The 21,516-nt window shown below is 42.9% G+C and carries 18 protein-coding genes; 4 read left to right on the top strand and 14 right to left on the bottom strand.

Annotated elements, in window-relative coordinates:
- Positions 1 to 8 precede the first annotated feature (8 nt).
- Complete coding sequence (locus MHH63_RS20235; RefSeq protein ID WP_076308512.1) at positions 9 to 1,148, top strand: DHHW family protein; 1,140 nt, start codon at positions 9 to 11, stop codon at positions 1,146 to 1,148.
- A gap of 192 nt (positions 1,149 to 1,340) precedes the next feature.
- Here the strand turns inward: MHH63_RS20235 and MHH63_RS20240 are convergent, their stop codons facing one another.
- From MHH63_RS20240 to MHH63_RS20270, 7 genes are all read right to left on the bottom strand, one after another.
- Positions 1,341 to 2,750 (bottom strand): HAMP domain-containing sensor histidine kinase, encoded by a 1,410-nt coding sequence (locus MHH63_RS20240; protein WP_341172038.1) that lies wholly within the window; start codon positions 2,748 to 2,750, stop codon positions 1,341 to 1,343.
- The gene (locus MHH63_RS20245; RefSeq protein ID WP_036684906.1) at positions 2,734 to 3,381 is read right to left on the bottom strand and encodes a response regulator transcription factor; all 648 of its coding nucleotides are present in this window, start codon (positions 3,379 to 3,381) and stop codon (positions 2,734 to 2,736) included. Before MHH63_RS20245 ends, MHH63_RS20240 begins: the two co-directional genes overlap by 17 nt.
- Before the next feature lie 84 nt (positions 3,382 to 3,465).
- Positions 3,466 to 4,743 (bottom strand): glycoside hydrolase family 5 protein, encoded by a 1,278-nt coding sequence (locus MHH63_RS20250; protein WP_340977443.1) that lies wholly within the window; start codon positions 4,741 to 4,743, stop codon positions 3,466 to 3,468.
- A gap of 136 nt (positions 4,744 to 4,879) precedes the next feature.
- The gene (locus tag MHH63_RS20255) at positions 4,880 to 5,815 is read right to left on the bottom strand and encodes a catalase family peroxidase (protein ID WP_248549453.1); all 936 of its coding nucleotides are present in this window, start codon (positions 5,813 to 5,815) and stop codon (positions 4,880 to 4,882) included.
- Positions 5,816 to 5,879: 64 nt separating this feature from the next.
- Positions 5,880 to 6,374 carry a hypothetical protein gene (locus MHH63_RS20260; protein ID WP_111502622.1) on the bottom strand — a complete coding sequence of 165 codons (495 nt, stop codon included), beginning with the start codon at positions 6,372 to 6,374 and terminating at the stop codon, positions 5,880 to 5,882.
- Entirely contained in the window at positions 6,368 to 7,741 is a 1,374-nt protein-coding gene (locus MHH63_RS20265) for a Dyp-type peroxidase (RefSeq protein WP_081393696.1), read from the bottom strand. The genes MHH63_RS20260 and MHH63_RS20265 overlap by 7 nt, the downstream gene beginning before the upstream one ends.
- A gap of 238 nt (positions 7,742 to 7,979) precedes the next feature.
- Complete coding sequence (locus MHH63_RS20270; RefSeq protein WP_280776046.1) at positions 7,980 to 8,516, bottom strand: hypothetical protein; 537 nt, start codon at positions 8,514 to 8,516, stop codon at positions 7,980 to 7,982.
- Positions 8,517 to 8,718: 202 nt separating this feature from the next.
- Between MHH63_RS20270 and MHH63_RS20275 the strand changes: the two genes are divergently transcribed.
- Complete coding sequence (locus MHH63_RS20275; RefSeq protein WP_036684901.1) at positions 8,719 to 9,162, top strand: hypothetical protein; 444 nt, start codon at positions 8,719 to 8,721, stop codon at positions 9,160 to 9,162.
- Positions 9,163 to 9,242: 80 nt separating this feature from the next.
- On the opposite strand, the gene gshAB is transcribed toward MHH63_RS20275, so the two are convergent.
- Together gshAB and MHH63_RS20285 are read right to left on the bottom strand one after the other, a co-directional pair.
- Complete coding sequence (gene gshAB / locus MHH63_RS20280) at positions 9,243 to 11,573, bottom strand: bifunctional glutamate--cysteine ligase GshA/glutathione synthetase GshB (protein ID WP_280753823.1); 2,331 nt, start codon at positions 11,571 to 11,573, stop codon at positions 9,243 to 9,245.
- Positions 11,574 to 11,592: 19 nt separating this feature from the next.
- Complete coding sequence (locus MHH63_RS20285) at positions 11,593 to 12,945, bottom strand: MATE family efflux transporter (protein WP_256721082.1); 1,353 nt, start codon at positions 12,943 to 12,945, stop codon at positions 11,593 to 11,595.
- A 319-nt stretch (positions 12,946 to 13,264) separates the two neighbouring features.
- Between MHH63_RS20285 and MHH63_RS20290 the strand changes: the two genes are divergently transcribed.
- Both MHH63_RS20290 and MHH63_RS20295 read left to right on the top strand, forming a co-directional pair.
- Positions 13,265 to 14,176: an ArsR/SmtB family transcription factor gene (locus tag MHH63_RS20290; protein ID WP_076190133.1), complete on the top strand. Its 912-nt coding sequence runs from the start codon at positions 13,265 to 13,267 to the stop codon at positions 14,174 to 14,176.
- Positions 14,177 to 14,323: 147 nt separating this feature from the next.
- Positions 14,324 to 15,520, top strand: coding sequence for an MFS transporter (locus MHH63_RS20295; protein WP_341172248.1), 1,197 nt, complete (start codon positions 14,324 to 14,326; stop codon positions 15,518 to 15,520).
- 184 nt (positions 15,521 to 15,704) lie between these two features.
- Here the strand turns inward: MHH63_RS20295 and MHH63_RS20300 are convergent, their stop codons facing one another.
- The 5 genes from MHH63_RS20300 to MHH63_RS20320 all read right to left on the bottom strand — a co-directional run bounded on the left by MHH63_RS20300 (position 15,705) and on the right by MHH63_RS20320 (position 21,464).
- Complete coding sequence (locus MHH63_RS20300) at positions 15,705 to 16,721, bottom strand: Abi family protein (protein ID WP_339281691.1); 1,017 nt, start codon at positions 16,719 to 16,721, stop codon at positions 15,705 to 15,707.
- Positions 16,722 to 17,231: 510 nt separating this feature from the next.
- A complete protein-coding gene (locus tag MHH63_RS20305) occupies positions 17,232 to 17,960 on the bottom strand; it encodes an ECF transporter S component (protein ID WP_036684891.1) in 729 nt (242 codons plus the stop codon).
- Positions 17,942 to 19,612, bottom strand: coding sequence for an ABC transporter ATP-binding protein (locus MHH63_RS20310; protein WP_341172039.1), 1,671 nt, complete (start codon positions 19,610 to 19,612; stop codon positions 17,942 to 17,944). Before MHH63_RS20310 ends, MHH63_RS20305 begins: the two co-directional genes overlap by 19 nt.
- Positions 19,585 to 20,475: an energy-coupling factor transporter transmembrane component T gene (locus MHH63_RS20315; RefSeq protein ID WP_076130087.1), complete on the bottom strand. Its 891-nt coding sequence runs from the start codon at positions 20,473 to 20,475 to the stop codon at positions 19,585 to 19,587. The genes MHH63_RS20310 and MHH63_RS20315 overlap by 28 nt, the downstream gene beginning before the upstream one ends.
- Positions 20,475 to 21,464: a DUF4430 domain-containing protein gene (locus tag MHH63_RS20320; protein ID WP_076190128.1), complete on the bottom strand. Its 990-nt coding sequence runs from the start codon at positions 21,462 to 21,464 to the stop codon at positions 20,475 to 20,477. The genes MHH63_RS20315 and MHH63_RS20320 overlap by 1 nt, the downstream gene beginning before the upstream one ends.
- Positions 21,465 to 21,516 lie beyond the last annotated feature (52 nt).

The following is a 21,516-nucleotide window of genomic DNA, read 5'->3' on the forward strand; positions in this document are numbered from 1 at the left end:
GATTGTTTATGAAGCAGAAGACGGATCGAATCCTGGCTGGGGGATTTGTTGCAACGTTATTTCTGGTCGCTATCCTCTTTTTCTTACTGCCTGTTCAGCGTTTCTCTGAGCTTGAGAACCGGTATTTGCAAAAGGCCCCCCATCTGACATGGGACAATTTATTATCCCACACCTATGCGGAAGAGGCCGAAAGCTTTGTAACTGATCATTTTCCATTTCGGGCCAAATGGGTATGGGTGAAATCGGCGGTGGAACAGATGAGGCTACAGCAAGAGAATAACGGAATCTATAAAGGAAAAGACGGCTATCTTTTCGAAAAATTCGCAGCACCTGATTACACTAAAGTTCAGCAATATGCAGCAGCTGTGAAACGCTTTGCCGATAACAATCCTGATGCAAACACCACTTTCTTACTCGCACCGACATCGGTTGGCTTGTACAAGGAACGTCTACCCTGGTTAGCTCCTGTCTACTCGCAAGCTGAGGTGAATCAAACAATAGCTAAGGATGTAGGAGATAGCCTTACTTTTATAAATGGATTTGATGTTCTTAGCCCACATGCCGCAGAGCCCATTTACTATCGGACCGACCATCACTGGACAACCTACGGTGCCTACTTAGCTTATGTAGCCTATGCTCAAAGCATGGGCTGGCAGCCTCTGTCCCAGAGCGAATACCAGATTCAGACTGTGAGTAATTCATTTCTCGGAAGCTATCATACCCGGGGGCAATTTATCGGGGTCACACCTGATTCCATTCAAATGTACAAACCTAATCATGAGGTATCCACCCAAATGTACATTCAAGATACCGGTGAGACTTTAACAAGTATGTATGACCTAAGTTATCTGGTGAAAAAGGATAAGTACTCTTATTTCCTAGGGGGCGTACATGCGCTCATGAAAATCACCAGCCAGCTTGATCCAACAACGGTCAAACAGAAAAAGCTGCTCGTCATCAAGGACTCTTATGCACATAGCGTTATTCCTTTCCTAACTCAGCATGTGCCTGAAATCCATGTGATCGATATCCGTTATTATAATGGAAACATCAGTGATTATATGGCTCAAAATGATATCAAGGATGTCTTGCTGCTTTTTAATACGGCTACTTTTATTGATAATGCGGCGCTATTGAAGTTAAATTAATGATATTGCGATGGATGCGGTGAAAAGATCTTTAATAGGTGTTGTGCGTAACTGCGGGAATGTTGGACTTTCGGTCGCTGTTGTCTCCAGATGTTTTTGATTTTACCGCTATCAGCGGATAACATCCGGAGACAGCTTATGCTTCCGATGCGAGCTCTCCTTAGGAAAGCTTTCAGGCGAACGCTAACGCTCCTAAAGTTCCAAAATTCCCTCCGTTACTTCAAACCAAATACTAAAACTAATATATGAGTCCTCTAATTTGGACTCGTATTTCAGATCATTTTTGCCAAGAATCTCCGCGACGATGAACAGACCAAGTCCAGTACCGGAGATTTCTTTATTTCGAGACTCTTCAATTACATAGAATGGGTCCCAGATATACGCTAAATGCTCCGTTTTCAGGCGAGTGGTTTTATTGGAGATCGTAAATTTTAATGTACGAGTAGTGTCACTCCCTAGTTTTATTTCAAAAAAATCCTCTTCACCATATTTAATGGCATTACTAATTAAGTTGTTGAATACTATCTCGATTTGGCTGATATCTTCTTCAACGATTGAGGATTCAAGCGAATGAAAGTCGCTCATTAAGGTTATGTTTTTATTTTTTAACGTAATATTATATTGTGAGATCACTTTTAGCAGAAGCTCTTTAAGATCAAAAGGCTCTTTATGCACTTCTGACTTCTGGATCTTGGACAATTTAATTAAATAATCCACCATATCCGACGTATACTTCACTTGCTCCAAAATGATATCCGTATACGTGCCATCATCCAGACCGTCCTGAATGCCAATCGTATAGGCTTGGATTAAGGATAATGGTGTTTTCACTTCATGCGAAATGCTTGAGATAAGGGTATTTAAACTTTGATTTTTCTCCTCTAATTTGGCATGGGTGCTCTTTAGACGCTGACTCATCTGATTGATGCTTTTCGAGAGCTCTTCGATTTCATCCCCCGTTTGAATCGTCACTTGTTTAAAATCGAGATTGGATATATCCTTCGCGACATCCTGTAATTGCTCTAACGGTGTAATGATCTTTTTTGAAAAATAAGCCACTAACAGCAAACTGATAATAATCCCCAGTAGAATGGAGTAAAAGCTGAATTGATTTACGAGGGTCAAGGCATCTGTATTGTGCACAACCACAGTTCCTATGAGGATTAGACTGCTATCCTGCTCGTATATTTTCGTTAACAGACTCGATTTCAATTTGCCCTGATTAAATAAAAGATTAACCGTGTTGCCTTGTTTTACTTTTTGTAATACCTCATCTGTGATCCAAAATTTATTAAGTGCCACCTTATCTTTAAACAACGCAAATTGAATATTTTCGTTAATTTCTGCTGTACTTCCACTGTTTTCAACCCTAACAATCGTTACGTTATTATTGTTCTCGATCCTGCTTTCATTTTCCATGAGTTGATCCAAACGGAGATCCTTTACTTCGTCATAAATGGTGTTGATCTTGGTTTTCATTTTGTATAGGTAATAATCTGCTGAGAAATAGTTGTGCAGGAAATAAGACGTACCAAAAACAATCAGCAAAATAATGCTCACCATGATCAATAACTTCGTACTTATTTTATGAATTTTTATCATGGAAGCTGTACCCCATTCCCCTATGCGTGATCACGTGGTCGGCCCCAATCTTATCGCGCAGCCTCTTAATATGCGTATCTACCGTTCTTTCTTCGCCCAGATAATCCATTCCCCAAACCGCAGACAATAAGGCATCTCTGGATAAAATACGTCCTTTATGCTCATACAGGAAGGTTAGTAATTCAAATTCTTTCTTATATAACGCCAGTTCGGCCCCATTCTTGTACACTTTCTTCCGCTCAAAATCGATTTCTAAATCCCTAATCGCAGCCACTTTTTCAGTGCCTAGCATTTTTTTAATTCTAAGCATCAGAATCCTTGGGTCGAATGGTTTTCTTATATATTCATCTGCTCCTATATCCAAGGCACTGAATTCATCATCATGGGAAGACCTTGCGGTCAGCATTACAACTTTGGCCAAACTAACCTTCTTGATTTCATTACAAACCTCAAGCCCGCTTCGCTTAGGCATCATCCAATCCAGCACCACCAGATCGATCCTATTCGAAAAAAAGAGCTCAAGCGCCTCTTCACCATCCGCTGCTGTCCAAACGTTATAGCCTTCTTTTTCAAAATAAGTCTTCAATATAGTGGTCATGTGTTTCTCATCATCCGCAATTAAAATATTCAAAGTAGATTCTCCTTCCTATAATTATCAGAAGAAAAAGGCGAAATCCTTTACAGGTTTCACCTTTTCATATATTTTCATGCTACGTTATTGCAACTTCTCTACACCTAATCCCTTCGTCAGTACGTTCCATATCGGGTTATCGACCGTCTTTCGATCAGGCTGTTCACCCTTCTCTATCGCTTCCCAATACTCCCAGGTTGGTGGCTCAGTGCCAATTTCATAATCCATGCCATCCCAAGTATCCTCCCGGAACGCATAAAACGCCCAGTGCCAGCCGTAATCAGCAAAAATCGAGATTAAATCAGCCAAGTATTGATCTGCACCTTTTACAAGCCGGTTCGTGCCAAATTCTTCAGCGACAATACGATTAGCAGGGATGTTATTTTTTTCTGCCCACTGTGCGATAGGTTCTAGAAAATCCTTTAAGGCTTTCTTATTGAATGCTTTTTCCGTCTTCTCCTCACCTACTTTAACTGTTCCAGGATATTCATAGGTTAAGCCTTTTTTCTTATTTTGGCTGGTGAGTTCGTAGGGTTCGTACATATGAAAAGCATATAATACATTCGCATCATCGATGGGTTTCAAATATTTAAAGGCCCATGGTGTAGCATACAGACCAGAATTGACGATAATAGGGGTTTCCGTATCTACGGTTCGAATCGCTGTCACAATAGTCTCATATAAAAGATTCAAATCCGCCGGAGTATTCTCCACTGAGCTATACCATTCGTTGTAATCCTCTGTCCAGAAATCATTAAATCCAGTAGCTTGTTCAGGATGTGGCTCATTAATAAGATTATAGCCGACCACCGCAGGATGATCCTTTAATCTTTCCGCAAGATCCTTCCAAAACGTTGCCGCTTGTTCATGATAACTGAAATCCTTCCAGATTCGATCATCATTTGTATAATCATTAAACTGCCGCCACCGATCTCCGGGCAGACTAAGGACTGTCAGCACTACTTTTGAACCCCGCGCCTCGGCTGCATCCAAGTCTGCTTTTAACGCTGTAAAATCATCCTCAACAAGCCCCTCATATTTATCTGCATTCCCTATTAAAAAGTCTTTATCTGGATTGGCATCCGGTTGATCGTTAAACAGGAAATCACTATCTTTTGCCCATTTATCTGGCGCAAGTCGAATGAACTCTATATTATTTTCTTTCGCTGCATCATAATTTTCGGGTATAGATTTGGAATTCATGAAATTTGTTCCTTTACGCTGTTGATCCCAGAAAGCGATCTTCTCATTGACCTCTTTCTTTACCTCCTTCTCCGGTTCAAGATTTGCTTGTGGTGTTGCTGCACTGCATCCTACGACTGCCAACAAAATCAATACGATAAATCCTTTAAACTTCTTCATTCTCTCACCTCGTAACCTATCGTAGCCAATCTCTGTTACAAGAGTGTCACAAGACATACCTAAAAGGACTGCCCTAAGGATGTCGGCAGACATTCTAGGACAGCCCGATCATATTCATAGAATATAAAATAAATGCTTACTGATTAGTACTTCGACGGGAATGTGACTCCGCATAGGCATCATGACGAAAGTTCAGAATAGGATCTTCAGAGCATTCAATGCCGGCAGGTACAACTGTCGGATCAAAGACGTACTCTTGAGCCTTCTCGTCTGCCACGCCGGTGATCGACAAATGGCCGACAACAATCCGTTCCCGGTCTTCAGGCCAAGCAGACGTCGGGTCATCCGTAGGATCTCCCTCCTGTCCGAGGATTACTGTCAATTGAAACGCCACAGGACCTTTGGACAGTCTCTCGATTAGTTCATCCTCCAAATAATCGGGAGATCGATTCTCCACCTCTTCCTGGGCCAGAAAGTGCAGACCCGCTTCCGGTTCCCACTCATATTTAATAGCCCGCCGCTCGCCAGCAGCATTGGTGAAGTAATAGGCATGAATGGAATGATAAAGGTTGGTTGCAAAACTGAGTGGCGGTTGCAGCATTTTCACGGCTTGAAGCCCAGCCCGGCTTTCCGAATACTTCTCCATGACGGCTTTGAATTTGTCTGCAATGGTCGCTCCCTCAAACGAATTTTCTTTAATTGTACGTAAGATATTAATAAAGGATTGCGGTGTTTTGGCAAAAAAGATCGGCAATGTAATTGTCACCAAACTTGTCACGCCCCCATCAGGCAATACAAACTGAACCGCCATTCCTTTTGCAGGCGAAAAAACATCAGGGATGGACGGATTAGTCGAGCTATTGGAGAAGCGTACGAGAGCTTGCACCTCTTGATTTTGCAAATGTGCAGCTGTTGTTAAAGGACCCGCTTGGCCGTTAGGGGTGAACACCGCCTGGTAGACAACACCTTTGGCGTGCGCGCGTCGATAACCCGGATATTTGCCTGCTACCTCCTCAATGGAGTTTACCGCTTCTTCTGCGAGTTCAGACGACACTAATTTATTATTGTTCATTTTCGTTCACCTCTTTGTAATTTATCAGAAAGGAAAAGGGGACAAAGCCCCCTTTTCTAGTTATTTAGCTTTGTGATGCGTCAAGCAAGTCGTTCCAGGCCTTCGTAATTCGCTGTCCGCGCCAAATATCTCTGACCGTGGCATCGGGATAAGCACTGTACCAGCCGGATGCAGTGATCTGATGATTGGCGATGAAGTCTTTCGCTTCCGAAGATTCAATTCCCGGAAAATCCTTCACTTCATTAAACATGTTATTCAACAACTCTGGAATTTCAGTTCCAAAATCATCGATATAACTATCCCAATCTCCATCATAAGCCGTCGCGAACAACAGCCGCGTGTCGTTATCAAAGATTACGAAGCGCATGTCGTGAACGGTCGCGATCTTCGCCATCGTTTCGGCTTGTCTTGATGCGCTTTTTTTCAGCTTCTCACGGAGACGATCCGCCCCACCTTCTTTAAGCGGCGCAATGATGGTAAGCTCAGATATTTCACCTTCCCGCAGGCCGGCACGTCCAGCGCTTGTAATCGGATTAGTCTGATCTTGTCCTTCTAACATGTTAATTCCTCCTTAGATATATGTTGATCCAACTCTGCCATCCACCGTAATGCAGTCATACTGGGAACAAAGAAATACTCCCCGCCTTTGGTGATTGAAAAACTTGGAATTTCTTTCATCCGGTGGCGAATAGGTTTGTCCGGAATGGTAAACATCCCTTCCCCCTCATTCTTACCGGTAATAGGGTCTTTCTCGGTTGACATGCCCGCGAAATTGCCTCCATTTAACCAATCGCTCTTGATAAACTCGAATTGGCGGGACAATGAGCTGCATATACCTGCAAAAATAAGGCCTCTATCCTGACCATCATCCTCCATTACACCTTTTGGCAGTATAGGGCCATACATCGTTGACCGCCGGAGCAACCGGTGAATGTTCACATTAACAACCGAATCCTGCAAGCTGTCTCGGGGAAATGCACGACGGATATGCGAGCTTACCGGACATTTCAACCCTTTATGATCATCCCCGTACGTAAATGCGTTCCGTCGGCTGACGTCTTCGCCCAGTGCCGGGTCATCTGCTTCAGGAGCCAGACTTAAAGGGGCTCCGCTCGGCCATCTTCCTACCATTTTAGCGGCCAAAAGTTCTTCCTCTTCCCGGTTATCCGCATGCTCCCGCAAATAACGACGGAAAGTCGCGACCCTCATATGCAATTTACGGAAACTGAGGTAACTTCCATTGTGGCCAAGTTCTGCCGGCTGTGGTCCCTGTGTTATAGTGCCGGATTCATTTAAATGCCCGAACAGGAATTCACCGGCTTTAATCTCCGCTTCCTGCCCCACCGCATTGGGTATATGGTTTCCTTCGATTCTCGGATTGCTGATTCCATCCATGAAGCCCAGATGAGTACGTCCGTCAGGATTCATTCCGACATCCAGCTGGTAAACGACGGATACACCATTCAGTTCGCAGTGGATTCGACGGGCTGCTTCTTCTGCTTGTAGCAGCGCTTCTTTGGTGGGCGCGAACAGAGCAAGCGCCACATCGACTTTGTCAGTACCCAGCGGGTCTTCCCAGTGCTCCGGGCTGCTTTCGTTTACATCCCCTAGCTTAGCTGCCCGGGCAGCCATGCCCTCCCGGAACTCCAGGTCGAAGCTGTTGAGTGACTCCTTGGGAATCCCCAGCTTCTGGAGTCCTTGATAGGTAAAACCAACGTTGACCCAAGCACCTTCGTGAGGATTATTCCACTGTCCGGCCGACGTCACTTCGTCGAGAAGCCGCTTCAGCATCACTTTCCCGTCCTGTTGATGATCGATAGACAGCAATACATAGGTTCCTACGTAGGGGGTAGGCCGTTCTTGTAAGACGATTCCTTGAATGTCATCATAATTCAGTTCTTCCGTTTCTGTACCTATGACGCTCACTCCTCCCTCGTCTTAAAGTTGTTTTCATAATATTAAAAACGGGTATTCTCTCATCCGTCTCTCGATCTAATTAAACTTAGCCCTAAATGGTTAATCAGGTTAACAGTCTCCCCAACTAGACAATAACGGTACATTGTCTAAAAAATAGACACATCGTTAGATTTGTCTAAAATCGAGACAAAAAAGAGATATTCTAAAACCGTACCGGCTTTAGAACATCTCTTATCTTCGACTAACCTCACAAATCATATTCATAGTTATCAAACTTGCCATCTGATGCGAAGACATATTCGCAGCTGTTCTCACCCCATCTAGCTATAACACTAAAGACGCGACCCGAAGTGGGAATATCACTGGTGGATGCTGGAGGGTTCACAAATTCATAATTCCCTTCGACGAGTGTTACAGGAACTTCTACAATTGGAAGCTGCGATTCATCAAAGCTCTCAGTTAGATAGGCCATCTTTACTGTGACTTCACTCGGTGCGTAATCTCCAAAGTCGACCTGCAGTTTCTCCCCTGGTTTCAAACGATGCAGCCCCGTTAGAAGCGTAGGTTCACTATGCCAAGCCGTATAGTAAAAGGAAGCCCGATCATAGTCCGCTCCATTCCAGCTCGTCTTTAGAATGACATAATTCTCTATAGCATCTGTACTATTCTCATGTGTAATGATAAGGGGCGACGGTTCAGCAGGACTTTTGAAAGAGCTCTCGGATTTACTCATTATTCCTCCGCGTTCCCCAAGCACCACCGCACCAATGATAACTACTGCCAATAGCATCAATGAAATCAATAATATCCTTTTAGACTTATTCCTATATTTGATAATAGCTCCCGCCTTTCCTTAAACTTCTAACCCTTCTTTCATTTAACACTTGATCATCAAGCCATGCAAGTAGGTAGCTGATGAATTATATAGAAAATCCAAGAGTTAACTCTCCTTCTATCATATTCTATTTCTAGGAGGTGAATATAAGATGACCATTCAGTTTGTAGATTTAAGACTATCCAACCAAGCTGCTTCTGATGCTACACCAGCAGTTATTCCACTAGCAGCGACTCCCCTTGTTTTTGGAGATATTGGTATTCAGACCGCAGGCGTGTCGGCTGAGAATCAAGGCAATGTCCGCGTACTTTTGACCGGATTTCTAAAAGTAGAAAACAATCCTCTTTTCAATACCAATACCGTTAATGTTCGCAGAAACGGAACGATCATTTTCACCACGACATTTGGGGTTGCGATCAGCAGAGAAAATGAAGCTTTCGGTTTTACAGCAGTAGATATTCCACCACCAGCGGCTGTCGCAACAGGGCAAATTCAGTACACAGCAGAGATCTTCACAAATGCAGCTGCAACAGATCCCTTTAATAATGTCCAAGCCAGAAACTTTAGTGGCGTTGCAGCTGCGGGTAACTCCTAACATGAACATGTAGTGGGTGAGGGAGCGAATTGCCCCTTTAAAAACAGAAGCTCAACCAAAGGTACTGGTTGAGCTTCTGTTTATTCCCCAAATAATAGATTCAGAATCCGTTCATCCGCCTTTCGGTTCTTCCCTTTATAAGGATAACAATGAATATGAATCGCTGGATTAAAGTTAATCTCAATAACGCTATAGTTCGTATCATTGGCTTCTTCCTTGATGTCATCAATCATCATATCCACTCCACAAAAAGTAGCGCCCGCAGCTTTAGCCGCTTGAATCGCCAGAGCCTTATAACTATCTGGGATCTCATCCGTAAAATCCAGGCTGTCTCCACCCGTGCTAATATTAGAGTTCTCCCGAAGATAGATGACTTCGTTTAATGGAGGAATATCACTCCAAGCCTGAGCGTGGTTGTTCAAGAACATCGCTTCTGCTTCACCGATCTGAATTTTCTCAAGTGGTGTCTTGTACCCACGGCCTCTTAACGGATCCTTATTCTTCTCGTGCACTAGTTGTTCAATCGTATGTACACCATCTCCAATCACATTTGCAGGAACCCGGTGCAATACTCCGACTACTTCATCACCCATGACAAGAAAACGATATTCTTTACCCGTCATGAATTCCTCTAGTAGCACTGTTCGATCAAACTCGAAGGCGATTTCGAAGGCTTTTTGATAATCTTCTTTAGAGAAGTCGTCTGTAAAAATAGTAATGCCGAGTCCAAAATTGGTTGATTTGGGCTTAATCACAATAGCCTTGTTACGGTAAGTGCCATGCGCATTCATTGCCTCTTCCAGATTTCGAAAAGCTTCTCCTGCGGGAACACGAATGCCTTGCTGTTTAAGAACTTCTTTCGTAACGATCTTATTCTCCATGATTAATACCGTACTATAAGAATCAAGGGAGGTCTTCGTAGCTTGCTTAATATATTCTTTATGATCACCTTGCGTAAGAACTACAAAGTTCTCTTCCCGATCGATCAATTGAAACTTAATGCCACGTTTAACCGCTGCCTTCAAAAGAAGCTGTGTAGATAGCTCCAGATCCTCATATCCCACAAAACGGTATCCATTCGCAAGACTTTCCTTAGCATATTGTTTAGCTTTATTCAGATGGTATTGTACAAAAGAGGATTGTTGAACTTCCGACTTCACAATAGCTGCAAAACTCCGGTCTGGCTCTACAATTTTATTCTTAGCTCCATGCAATACGTTCAAAAACACTTCATTCTCCGGGTTCAACAGTTGGATCATATTCTGCATCTCATGAATACAAGTTAATGCCTGCTGCTCCATCGTTGTACATGAATCCCCGTAATCATGCAAACATCCCTTTATTCCTTCCATGATTAGTTGATCATGATTAAGATTCGCCATCTTCTGATCCTCTACTCCGAACGGTTCGTCCTCCTTCAGCAGCATATACAGGATAAAAAGATGAATGAAAATCATCGTTTCTTTGCCGATTCCTATTTTGTAGAGTGGATTCAGATCAATAAACCGAAGCTCCAAATAAGCTATCCCATCTTGCATCAGTTCCTCTAAAGGGTGTTTGCCTCTTGCTGTCTTCACTCTAACCGGACTATAAAACTCTTTTACACTTAATAATTCTTCCGATTCGATCAAAGCTTGTAAATCATGAACATAATCCCTTAACGAAGCAAAAGATACATAAAGAGGTTTTTCATTTCGATACCCACATTCGCTATTCCGCAGTGAATTCATATTCTGATAATAAAAGCTTTTGTCGTCATCTGTTTCCCCGCGAGCTACACATTGTTCCATATAAGTCTTATCAAAAACAGGGCTGGCGCCTGTTAAATAGATAAGAAGCCAACGGTACCGCAATAGGTTACGGGCTATTTTTAAGTAGGTAGCGTCTTTGAATTCTTTAAAGCTCACCTGTGGATCTGTTATGTCATGAAGCTGTCTCAGAAATTGTTCATCAAAAGAGAAATTGTAATGGATTCCGCTCAGCAATTGTCTTTTGCGACCGTATTTGTCTGCTAGCTGATGTCTGTATTCATCCTCAATCGGATTACCCATCTTGGCAATGGGGATGTCCTGATCATTCGGTAGCCTTGGAGGATTACTACTCGGCCACAGATATTCTTCCTTGAGCTCAAGCGACACAATATCCTGCAGCGCCTCCAGAAAGTTATAAGTCTCATCAATAGAATCAAAAGAAGGGGTGACCATTTCAATTTGACTCTCTGAGAAATCGGTTTGAATATACGGGTTCTCCATTTTGTTGCCAAAAGCTTTAGGATGTGGTGTCAGCGCAAGCCTTCCCTCTGGATCCACTCTGACATTTTCTTTTTCCAGTCCAAATTCGCCGTGAAAAAGCTCCTTATTCAAATGGTTATCCCTCAGAAGCTGTATGAGTTTACGATTTAATAAAGCCATTTCAACGATCATCCTTTGCTTAGTAGTTTATCTGCTGTTTGTTCATTTTGAATAAAGATCTTCTAAACCAGAACACAAGAATAACCCCTTTAAACACACTGCTTAGAGCAATCGACATCCACACCCCATTCAGGCCAAAAGGTTCGGATAAAATCAAGGCTAGTGGAATTCGCAGTGCAGTAAATGTAATACTGAAGATCGGCGGGATATGAGTTTGGCCAATGCCGTTAAACGCACCTACTGTCATTAATTCCATACACATAAATAATTGAGAGTAGCCAATGATGCGCATATAATCAGTGCCTAATTCCAGGCTTGTCTGATCTGATAAAAACAAGGAAAATAGCTGCTGCGGGAACGCAATAAATATAAGCGATATGATCACGCCAAAGATGGAGGTTAAGATCACAGCCTTACGATATCCCTGCCCTATACGGTCCAATCGGCGTGCTCCATAATTTTGTCCAAAAAAGGCAGCAATAGCTCCCTGTAGTCCTCCAATAGTCATATAAGAAATAGATTCAATTTGAATCCCTACTTTTTGCACCGCAATCGCATCCGCCCCAAAACGTACTATGATCTTAGCAATGACGATCGATATGAGCGTAAAGGTGACCCGTTGGATTGTGATCGGAAGTCCCATACGAATTACTTCTTTCATTTGACGAATGTCCCATGCTGATGTGTTCGAAATGATTTCTGACTTTCTTGTCTTTATGATAAAAAGAGCCGTAACTAAGATGTTCGCTGTCAATGTTGCCGTGGCTGCCCCCGCTACTCCCCAACCTTCAAAACTGCCCCAGCCAAAAATTAAAAATGGATCAAGGACGATATTAACCATAAGACCAACAGAGAAGATCTGAAACGGTTGTTTACTATTTCCCATCGAGTTTAAGAGTGTGGCAAACAAAGTATTTACGATGGAAAATACCGTCCCGAAGATCGAAATCATTAAAAATTGTCGTGCCATCCGTTCAACTTCATCACTTCCAAGATCAAAAAAACCAATCAACTGATTGTTGGTCAACAGAACTAAACTCATATAGAGAAGTCCTAATAAAATAGACATCGTAAACCCGTTTTTCATATAAGATTTAGCCTTCTCTATCTGACCAGATCCCATACAAAACGCAACCTTAATCCCTGTACCGATCGTAATCATAGTCGACAATGCAATCGCTAGATTAATGAAAAAACTCGCCGTGCCAATCGCGGCAACAGGACCACTTCCCAATCTTCCAACCCAAATCATATCGACGAGGCCATAGGTTGTGGAGATGAAATTCGTCGCAATAATGGGAAGCGTTAATTTCATTAAGGTAGGCATAATAGGACCCTGAGTCAAATCATTCATGCCCTGCAATTCCTTCAAATCTAAAAACACCTTCTTCATCTGATTTTCAGATTTATTATATAACCAAACACTTATATAATCAATTGATTATATTTGAGTAATCTACTCAGAACTCCTAAAAAGTATATGAATTGTGTAGACATCAAAAGGCAGTTCCTAGTGCACAAAATGTGCCCAACGGAACTGTCTTTTTTTCGTAATTAAAATTTCTTTTGTTTTTCAGTCGAAAAGCTATTGAAAATGGAATATTGTTCGTTTACAATAAAACCAATAAAAAGTTCTATAATTATAGAACTAATTAATGTTTCAGTAACTTAATTAAAGGATGGAGAAGCTCATGGAATATAAAGTAGAAGTCGATTTTGCCCCCATGTATGAATGTGTGAACAGTATGACTGCTTTTCTAAGCAAGCAGAACCATACTGCTATGGATTCCGGTAAGCTCTGGGTACGTGAAGTCCAAGCAAGATTTGCCCCGATGTTGCTTCGTAAAATGCAAGAGGTCGTTAAGAAACTTGATGATTTCAGTTTGGCTCCCTACATTTGGTGCTGTCCAGTAGAACGTTCGGTTAGCAGCTTTCTGGATTGGTTTGATGGGTTAACTTCGGGTGAACTGTATGAAATATCTGGACGTTTCGGCCAATCGGTCCCCTCTAATCTTTCCGAGCTAAGGGACACTGCCTCTGACATCCTGCGCGAATGGAACGCGGGTTACTTCAATGGAATCGAACCTAATATCCTCAAAGGGCTTGATCAGGAAGCTGAGTCAAGACGAACGACACTGAATGGGAACAATGATATGGAAGTCTTTGAAGCAGCAACCGACGGAATGCGCCTCTATCCAACCGAACGTCTGAAGCAGGTCATTATCATTCCGCAATATCATGCCCGCCCACTGGTCACCACCTCTATGTTTGATGAATTCGTGTTCACTAGCTACTCTTGTGATGTTCTCCCTCCGGAAGCTGGCCGGCCTGCTCCAGCACTACTTCGCCTTACCCGGGCACTCTCGGATGAGACGCGGCTGTATATCCTTCGTTTGCTTACAGGCAAGCAGTTGAATTTCACGGAAATCGTGCGGGAAGTCGGACTTTCTAAAAGTACAATCCACTACCATCTGATCGCGCTGCGCGCAGCAGGGCTGGTCATTGTCCATACCAACGTTAAAAGCACATCGTATAGCCTGCGATTGGAAGCCTTAAATGGGCTACCGCAACAGATTGGGTCATATCTAGAGAGTCAAGCATAAACGCCTTAAGCGTCCTTATAAGGACGGTAAGCGTATATGCGAGAAATATAAGAAAGGAGCGAACAGGCTATGATAAAACGCAGCTATTATGGTTTACTCTCAACCATAACTTTAAGTGCTTTTGGGGATGCTTTTGGCTTGTTGGCTATGGAATGGCTCGTCTATGAGCTGACGGGTTCCAAACTAGCGATGGGAGCACTCGCACTCAGCTCCGGCATACCTGAGCTGCTGCTGCGCTTGCTGGGCTCGCCGCTGTCCGACCGACTCCACCGGGTACGCTTTATGGCCTGCTTGGCAGCCATTCGCCTGCTGGCTATAGCATTGCCACTTGGCATGGGTCTGGCTGGCCAACTGCAGCTGTGGCATCTGTTTGTCGCCGCTGGTCTCAGCGGGGCCTGCGCCGCCCTGTTCATGCCAACAGCCATGGCTGTTATTCCCGGCGTTGCCGATAGCCGGAAGCTGGTGCGGGCTTTTGCTATCATCGATGGCAGCAAAAGCGCAGCAGTCTTGCTGGGCCCCGCCCTGGCTGGGGCGTTGACCGCTGCCAGTGGCGCGCTGCCAGCCCTTAGCATCAACATGTTATGTTACGTTGCGGCCATCACTACCTTGCTGTGCCTGCAGAAGCTACCCAAGCCCTCTCCAGCTCCAGGCCGTTTCTCCATTGCCATCTACGTTCGCGAAATAGCTGAGGGCTTTACCTTCTATAAACAATTCCCCGCCATGCTTACGATAATGATGATGGCCTCTATTAGTAATCTAAGCTCCATTGCCGTCTGGACCATGATGGTTCCTTTTGTACGCGAAGTGCTCCACCGTGATGCGGCGACGATGGGCACACTTAGTACAGTTTTCGCACTTGGAACCTTAGTCGGGCTAAGCGTCATTTCCATGATAGGGGAAATTAAAAAGAGGCGGTTTGTCATGCTCGGAAGTCTGGGGACCATCGGTTTAGTTACAACATTATGGGGGTTATTTCCTAGTTTTTCTTTTGCTCTCGCCGCCGTATTCGCCACCGGAACGATAGGCCCCTTCTTCGGCTCCTTAAGCTCTTCACTCCATGGACGTCTGGTTCCGAGCAATCTGCAAGGAAGAGTCAACTCCATCCGTTTTTTAATCGGTGGCGGTTTACAGCCTTTTGGTGCTTTTGCCGGCGCCGCGATTGCTGAACTCTATGGTGTGCCTGCGCTTTTTGTCATCGCCGGCTTGCTTCCAATGCTCTGCGCCAGCGCAGCCTTGCTGCTCCCCGGACTCAAAACACTGGACGGCGACCTCTCCACACTTGAAGCCACTCATCGGCGCCCCGTGGTGCAAAGTTCATCGCAAAGTGTTGTAACTGAGCGATAGATGGTAATAGGCTTAAAAAAATTCATTTTAATTATTTATGATGAAATGAATAAAAAAAAGAGATGCTTATAAGCATCTCTTTTTTTGACTATACAGTTAACCTTTGTCTCGGATAACTCGCCGTCACGCACGATTATTTTATGTATAAATAATAACATATATTCTAAAATTAATAAAGAAAAAATCATTTAATACCTAGTTTAAACCAATCTGAATGCTTTCCCCGCCCCATTCTTTCGAACATCTTTACCATTAAGCTTTTTTCACGTTTTGAATTACAACGTCTAAAATAAAAATCTTTAAATAGCTTTTCTATATCTTTTAGACTTTCAAACTGGGAAAGTACTAATAAAGTGTCATATAGTCTTATTTCATAATAAGTTGAAATTCCTGCAGTATTAATTTTGGTTCTTAAACCTAAATCATTTATCAAACCCGAATCAATCCTTAAACGATTCGATGTCCGAAATCTATTAACTAATTGAAAATGTGCACAAGTATTTCTTAATTCAATAAAAATTCGTACTGAGTTGATAAACTTTTGTTTATCAATGTACTTCATCCCCATATCTTCAATGACCTTTTCAAAAACATCTCTTTCAAATCCTAATAATAAACTAAAGAGAGAACCAAACTCAAGGACTTTAATAGTCACCCAGAACGGCGGGTGATCATAAGTAGATATATAAGGATATTTAGCTCTGCAATGCTCAATGAAATTACTATACGTAGCCCCATTGAAATAAATATTTGTCTGAAATATTTTATGTCCTGAAATATTCTTAGCTAAATCTTTAGGTAAACTCAAATGATTTGAACGTGGATTCGTATACTTATTAATATCAATGTAACATGCAGAATCAGAAGCATTTAAATAATGTTTTTCACAAAACCGATATGCCATAGAAGATTTCAAACGGATTTCAAATTTATCTAAAATTTTCAAAATCTCTAAATTCAATTTTTTATCAAAATCATACAACAATAAAAAGTCTTCAAAAAAAAGACCATTGTATTCTTTATTAGTAGCTTTTGAATCAGTTAATAACAATGTTTCAAATCCATTTATCAAGTCAAAATAATTCTTTTCTAATAAATGTCGTTTAGCTTTTTCTTCATCTCTAATAATTAGTTTTCTTTCTTTTAATAAATCAATTTGTTGGTGTAAAGACTTGAATGTTTTGGTAACATGTGTGCTCAAATAAATCTCCCCATTATTTTTAATCTATTTATTTAAAGGTTCTATAATTTTCTAAATGAGCGAGCTACCTAGTTTACTTCCATTTTTCATAAGAAAATGTTAAAAACCACTCTGAATTATACATTAAATAAAAAAATAGGGATATGAACTTCTAGGACGTTTGGCATAATGAATGAGATACTCCACAGAATCGACAAAAACAGGCGATACCGGATACCGGAACATCGCCTGTTTTTATAAGTCTTCACCTAAGAGCATCGCTACTAGGTATATTCTCTTTTCAGTGGTTTGTCACAGTGGCTTGATTCGTAGCCACTAGTTCCCCTCCCCCTTCCGGTAAAAACCGAAGCGGGAGGCGTTGAGCCTTTAGTTTGTATTTGTGTTTGTGTGTTGGTGTTTTGGAATTCGCGCTGATAGCAGCGGAGAGAACGGACTGATTGTGGAAAAGCGGAGCGTCCGCCAGCGTAAAAAGCCCACAGCGCACAACGTCCAAAAGCTAACACCAAGAACCTAAGGCTCAATCAACCCATATTTCGTTTTTATCCGATCCAACTTCTCAATCATAGGATTAGCAATAAAAAACAAAAACACCACCGTCGAGATCGCATGCACCATATCAAACCAAAAACCTGAAATATAAGTGGTCATTAAAGCCGGCCATGAGAACTCTGAAGTGAACATCATCAGCGAGCCTATATTGATAATGCCTCCGTATACGAAAAACGTCGCTAAGCCTCCGAATATACACAGCGACAGCTTATTCTTTTTAAGCAGACCCTTCTTGAAGAAAATGCCCGCCAGGAAGCCAATGATGCCAAAACAAAACATTTGCCAAGGCGTCCAAGGCCCCTGCCCAAAGAAGAAATTCGAGACAAAGCCTGCAACAGCGCCAACCAGAAACCCTGCCTCCGCACCCAAGCTTACCCCTGCGATGATGACAATAGCAACCACTGGCTTAAACTGCGGCAACATAAAAAAGGCTGCGCGTCCCGCCACGGCAATGGCTGCTAACACCGCTATAACGATCAGCTCCCTCGCCTGCGGCTTCCGGTTCTCGAATACCATCGCAAAAGGAATCATCGTATAGATAACAATTAATAGACTGATAAAATAATACTTCCGATCATTTAGCACAAAGATGCCTAATAAAATCGTAGCTGGAATGACTATGAGGATTAGTAGTGCCGCTAATAAAGTTCGACGACTCAAACGACGATCCGTTATCTGCTTCTTTGACATAAATCAATCACACCCTCTATCGTTACTCCCTCATTCCATACATGACGCGCCATACGGTTGGCGGCCGTTGTATAGAAGCTGTTTCCCGCAAAAAACTTCTGTGCTTCATTCGTAGTGATGATACTTCCATCAAAAAACATGGCGCAGACCTCAGCGTATTTGGCACAAAATTCAACATCATGCGAGACCATTACAATAGTAACGCCTTCGGCATTGAGCTTTTGCAGGAATACGGCTAGCTTCTCTTTGAAGGGTCCATCCAGTCCTTTGGTCGGTTCATCCAACAGCAGAATCTTTGGTTCTAACAAAAGCACCTTCGCCAACGCTGCACGCTGTTGTTCTCCCCCGCTGAGATCATACGGATGCATGGAGAGGAGATGTTCCAGTTCTGCGAACTTTACCACAGCTTCAACTCTGGCGGTTTTTTCTTCCTTCGTCAAAGAGAGCTGGGATAACATTTCATATAAATCTAGCTCGACTGTTTTTTTCACAAATAAGGTTTGCGGATTTTGCGGGAGGATGCCCAGATTGTTAGTAAACAACGCTTTGGCATTCATCTTCGCAGGGTTGCTCCCGCCGATAAGAACCTTCCCTCTGTATGGCTGAAGGATCCCGCTCATCAGCGACAGCGTCGATGTCTTCCCTGTTCCATTCCCGCCAACAATACAATAAAATTGCCCTTGCTTCACTTCAAACGACAAATCTTTAATGATATCCGGTCCATTTTTATCATATTTAAACCATACGTCCTTAAACTTTATGACTACAGGGCCGGCCTCTTTCGTGCTAGGCTGAGTTTCTGCCATCGTTGCAGGAGTCTTACCCTTTAGAAAAGCATCCAACCATTGGCGCCCTTCCTTCACAGTCACAGGCCACGCTAAGTCATGATCTACTCCTGCAACAATCTGCATCGGTGAGGGCATGGACAGAAACATCGGATGGTTCAGCTTACTTAAAGCCTCGCCCACCTTTTGCGGGGTATCATCGACGATCACAACTCCCTCATTCAGCACAATCAACCGATCTGTAAGCGGAAGAACATCCTCTAGACGATGCTCGGTCATGATCACGGTTGTTCCCAGCTCACGATTTATTTTTTTGACCGTCTCCAGAAAATCGGAAGCCGCAATAGGATCTAGCTGGGAGGTAGGCTCATCGAGGATTAGAACCGAGGGATGCATAGCCATTATGGAGGCTAAGTTAAGCAGCTGCTTCTGGCCGCCTGATAACTCAGTCACACTTTTATGAAACCAGGTCTGGATCCCAAAAAAACTGGCCATTTCCGCCACACGCAGACGAATAGTAGAATGATCATACCCCAAACTCTCCAGCCCAAAGGCAAGCTCATGCCATACTTTATCTGTCACTATTTGATTGTCCGGACTTTGGAGTACATAACCAATTTCCGCTGCCTGCGTTCTTTGATCAATCTCCTCTACAGGTTGACCCTTATAATAAATTGCCCCTTGGCGACTGCCATGTGGGGTTAGAATTGTTTTCAGTTGTCTAAGCAGAGTGCTTTTGCCACAGCCTGACTTTCCACAAATAGTAATGAAGTCTCCACTTTCAATCGTAAGATTAATATTCGAAAGAGCCGCTTGCTCTTGTTTAGGAAAAGTAAAGCTTAGTTCTTCGATTCGATAGATTTCCATTTCATTGCCTCCACCATATTGATGAGCACTGGGATCATACATAACGCAAAATAAGCGATATATATAAGAATACTAAAAGGCGTAATTGCGCTCGCTTTAATCGACGGATAGAATCTCATGGTGTTCTCACCCATCACTGCCCCTACGGCTACCAGCGCAATTAAGCCTGTCATGATCAAGAGGGCTACTTTGTCTCGGGCATCTAACCGAAAGATAGAAAAGCTTGTACGGCCCGGCAATCCATACCCTCTCGATCTCATGGAATCCGCTGTCTCAATCGCATTTTCCAAAGCCCAGGTGGTCATAATGGAGAGGATCGTAATGCCATTCCGCGCACGCGCGAGGAGATTTCCCTGTGAGACATCCCGGCCTATACATTTTTGAGCATTAGAAATCACCTTGATTTGCGCTAAATATCTAGGAACAAAACGAAGCACCATCGAAAAAATCAACGACAGTGCCGGCAGTATTTTTCCGAATATATAAATAAACTTATCCGAGGTCATCACGACGTTATAACAGGAGAACCAAATAATTACCGTCACAAACATACACGCCGCTGCCACGCCATAAAGAATCGATTCTTTCGTAATAGGGTTCCCGTTGTTTAAATAGAACAAGATCGTTACCCCTTGGTGATTAAAAACAGGATTCATCACTGCCATAAACAGCAGAAAAGGAATCATGTAAAGCAGATTAAATCGGATGCCCTTTTTTCCTTTTAACATAATTGAGTAGGCTACAGCACTAATAAGGGCAATCACTTGAAATATAGGATGCATGAACACCATGCTAAACAGCAATACAACAACAAAATATAGAAAATTCACAAACGGATGAAAGGTAGAAAAGCTATCCTTCATTATTTCTGAGCTCCTCCTGTGGCTACATAACCACCCACATCTCGACCTAGATCACAAGTGTATACCCAATCAATGACATCTCCATCTTTGAGAACATAACGGCTACTGCCGTAGTTAGGGAACCAGCCATTTACTTTGTACATCCATCCACTAAGCTCTCCAGCATCGAATTCATACAGATTATTTATACCTTCAATATAATTACTGTTATAGATCGGCGTCATGCTAAATTCCATATGGATTTTATTCTTTTTCATTTCTCTTAGTAAAACATCAAACACAGACTCACCTTCATAAAAGGTTACCTTCTGCGCTTTATAAATGATACCATCTGCCGGCAATACTTCAAGCTTATCCTGATTAAAAATATCCATGTTATCTAAAATTGTTGCCGCTGAGACGGACAAGGTAGCCGTTAATTGCTTCTTCTTATCTACCGTTGCATCTTGCCATTCCACTGGTTTAGGTTTCCCGCTTGGCACTGGATCGGTAAGAAATTTATCCTTTTTCGGTTCCTGCTTGGTTTCTGTTGTCGCTACTTTTGAATCAGGTTTTGTTACGGGTTTTGCCGTCGCTTTCGTTTCCGGCACGGACGTTTTAGCCGCTTTCGGCGTTGCGGTCGGTTGCTTCGTTGCAGCAGGTTTTGTTGTTGCGACCGGCGTTACAACTTCTGTTGGTGCTGCAGTTCCTGTTGGTGTTACAGCTTCCGTTGGTGTTGCCGATTCATTTGGTTTTAGGGTTTCAATGGGCTTAGCTGTTTCACTTGGCGTAGCTGACGGTGTTATCTCTGTTGTCTCGGTAGCGATTGCCTCAGTGGGTTCAACATCATCATTTGTTGCGGAAGCAGTGTTCTCTGGCTCTATAACCTGTGTCTCAACGCTACTATTTGCGACCTTGTTTGGGCTCTTCTGGTAATCCCCGCCCCAAAAGAAGGCGATAGCCAATACACCTATGATTAGTATCGCTGTTAACCATTTCTTCTTGTTCATTTCTCTAGTCCCACCTTAAATAATAAGCAAGGGTATACACGCTACCCTTGCT

The organism is Paenibacillus sp. FSL H3-0310 (assembly GCF_038002785.1).
In the GTDB taxonomy this organism is placed as follows: Bacteria; Bacillota; Bacilli; order Paenibacillales; family Paenibacillaceae; genus Paenibacillus_AQ; species Paenibacillus_AQ odorifer.

Bases quoted from the DNA above. Each gene is read 5' to 3' on its own strand.
- MHH63_RS20250 (WP_340977443.1), bottom strand. From the start codon at position 4,743: ATGAAGAAGTTTAAAGGATTTATCGTATTGATTTTGTTGGCAGTCGTA.
- MHH63_RS20305 (WP_036684891.1), bottom strand. From the start codon at position 17,960: ATGTCAAAGAAGCAGATAACGGATCGTCGTTTGAGTCGTCGAACTTTA.
- MHH63_RS20320 (WP_076190128.1), bottom strand. From the start codon at position 21,464: ATGAACAAGAAGAAATGGTTAACAGCGATACTAATCATAGGTGTATTG.
- MHH63_RS20290 (WP_076190133.1), top strand. From the start codon at position 13,265: ATGGAATATAAAGTAGAAGTCGATTTTGCCCCCATGTATGAATGTGTG.
- MHH63_RS20255 (WP_248549453.1), bottom strand. From the start codon at position 5,815: ATGAACAATAATAAATTAGTGTCGTCTGAACTCGCAGAAGAAGCGGTA.
- MHH63_RS20275 (WP_036684901.1), top strand. From the start codon at position 8,719: ATGACCATTCAGTTTGTAGATTTAAGACTATCCAACCAAGCTGCTTCT.
- MHH63_RS20235 (WP_076308512.1), top strand. From the start codon at position 9: ATGAAGCAGAAGACGGATCGAATCCTGGCTGGGGGATTTGTTGCAACG.
- MHH63_RS20260 (WP_111502622.1), bottom strand. From the start codon at position 6,374: ATGTTAGAAGGACAAGATCAGACTAATCCGATTACAAGCGCTGGACGT.
- MHH63_RS20240 (WP_341172038.1), bottom strand. From the start codon at position 2,750: ATGATAAAAATTCATAAAATAAGTACGAAGTTATTGATCATGGTGAGC.
- MHH63_RS20310 (WP_341172039.1), bottom strand. From the start codon at position 19,612: ATGGAAATCTATCGAATCGAAGAACTAAGCTTTACTTTTCCTAAACAA.
- MHH63_RS20295 (WP_341172248.1), top strand. From the start codon at position 14,324: ATGGAATGGCTCGTCTATGAGCTGACGGGTTCCAAACTAGCGATGGGA.
- gshAB (WP_280753823.1), bottom strand. From the start codon at position 11,573: ATGGCTTTATTAAATCGTAAACTCATACAGCTTCTGAGGGATAACCAT.
- MHH63_RS20315 (WP_076130087.1), bottom strand. From the start codon at position 20,475: ATGAAGGATAGCTTTTCTACCTTTCATCCGTTTGTGAATTTTCTATAT.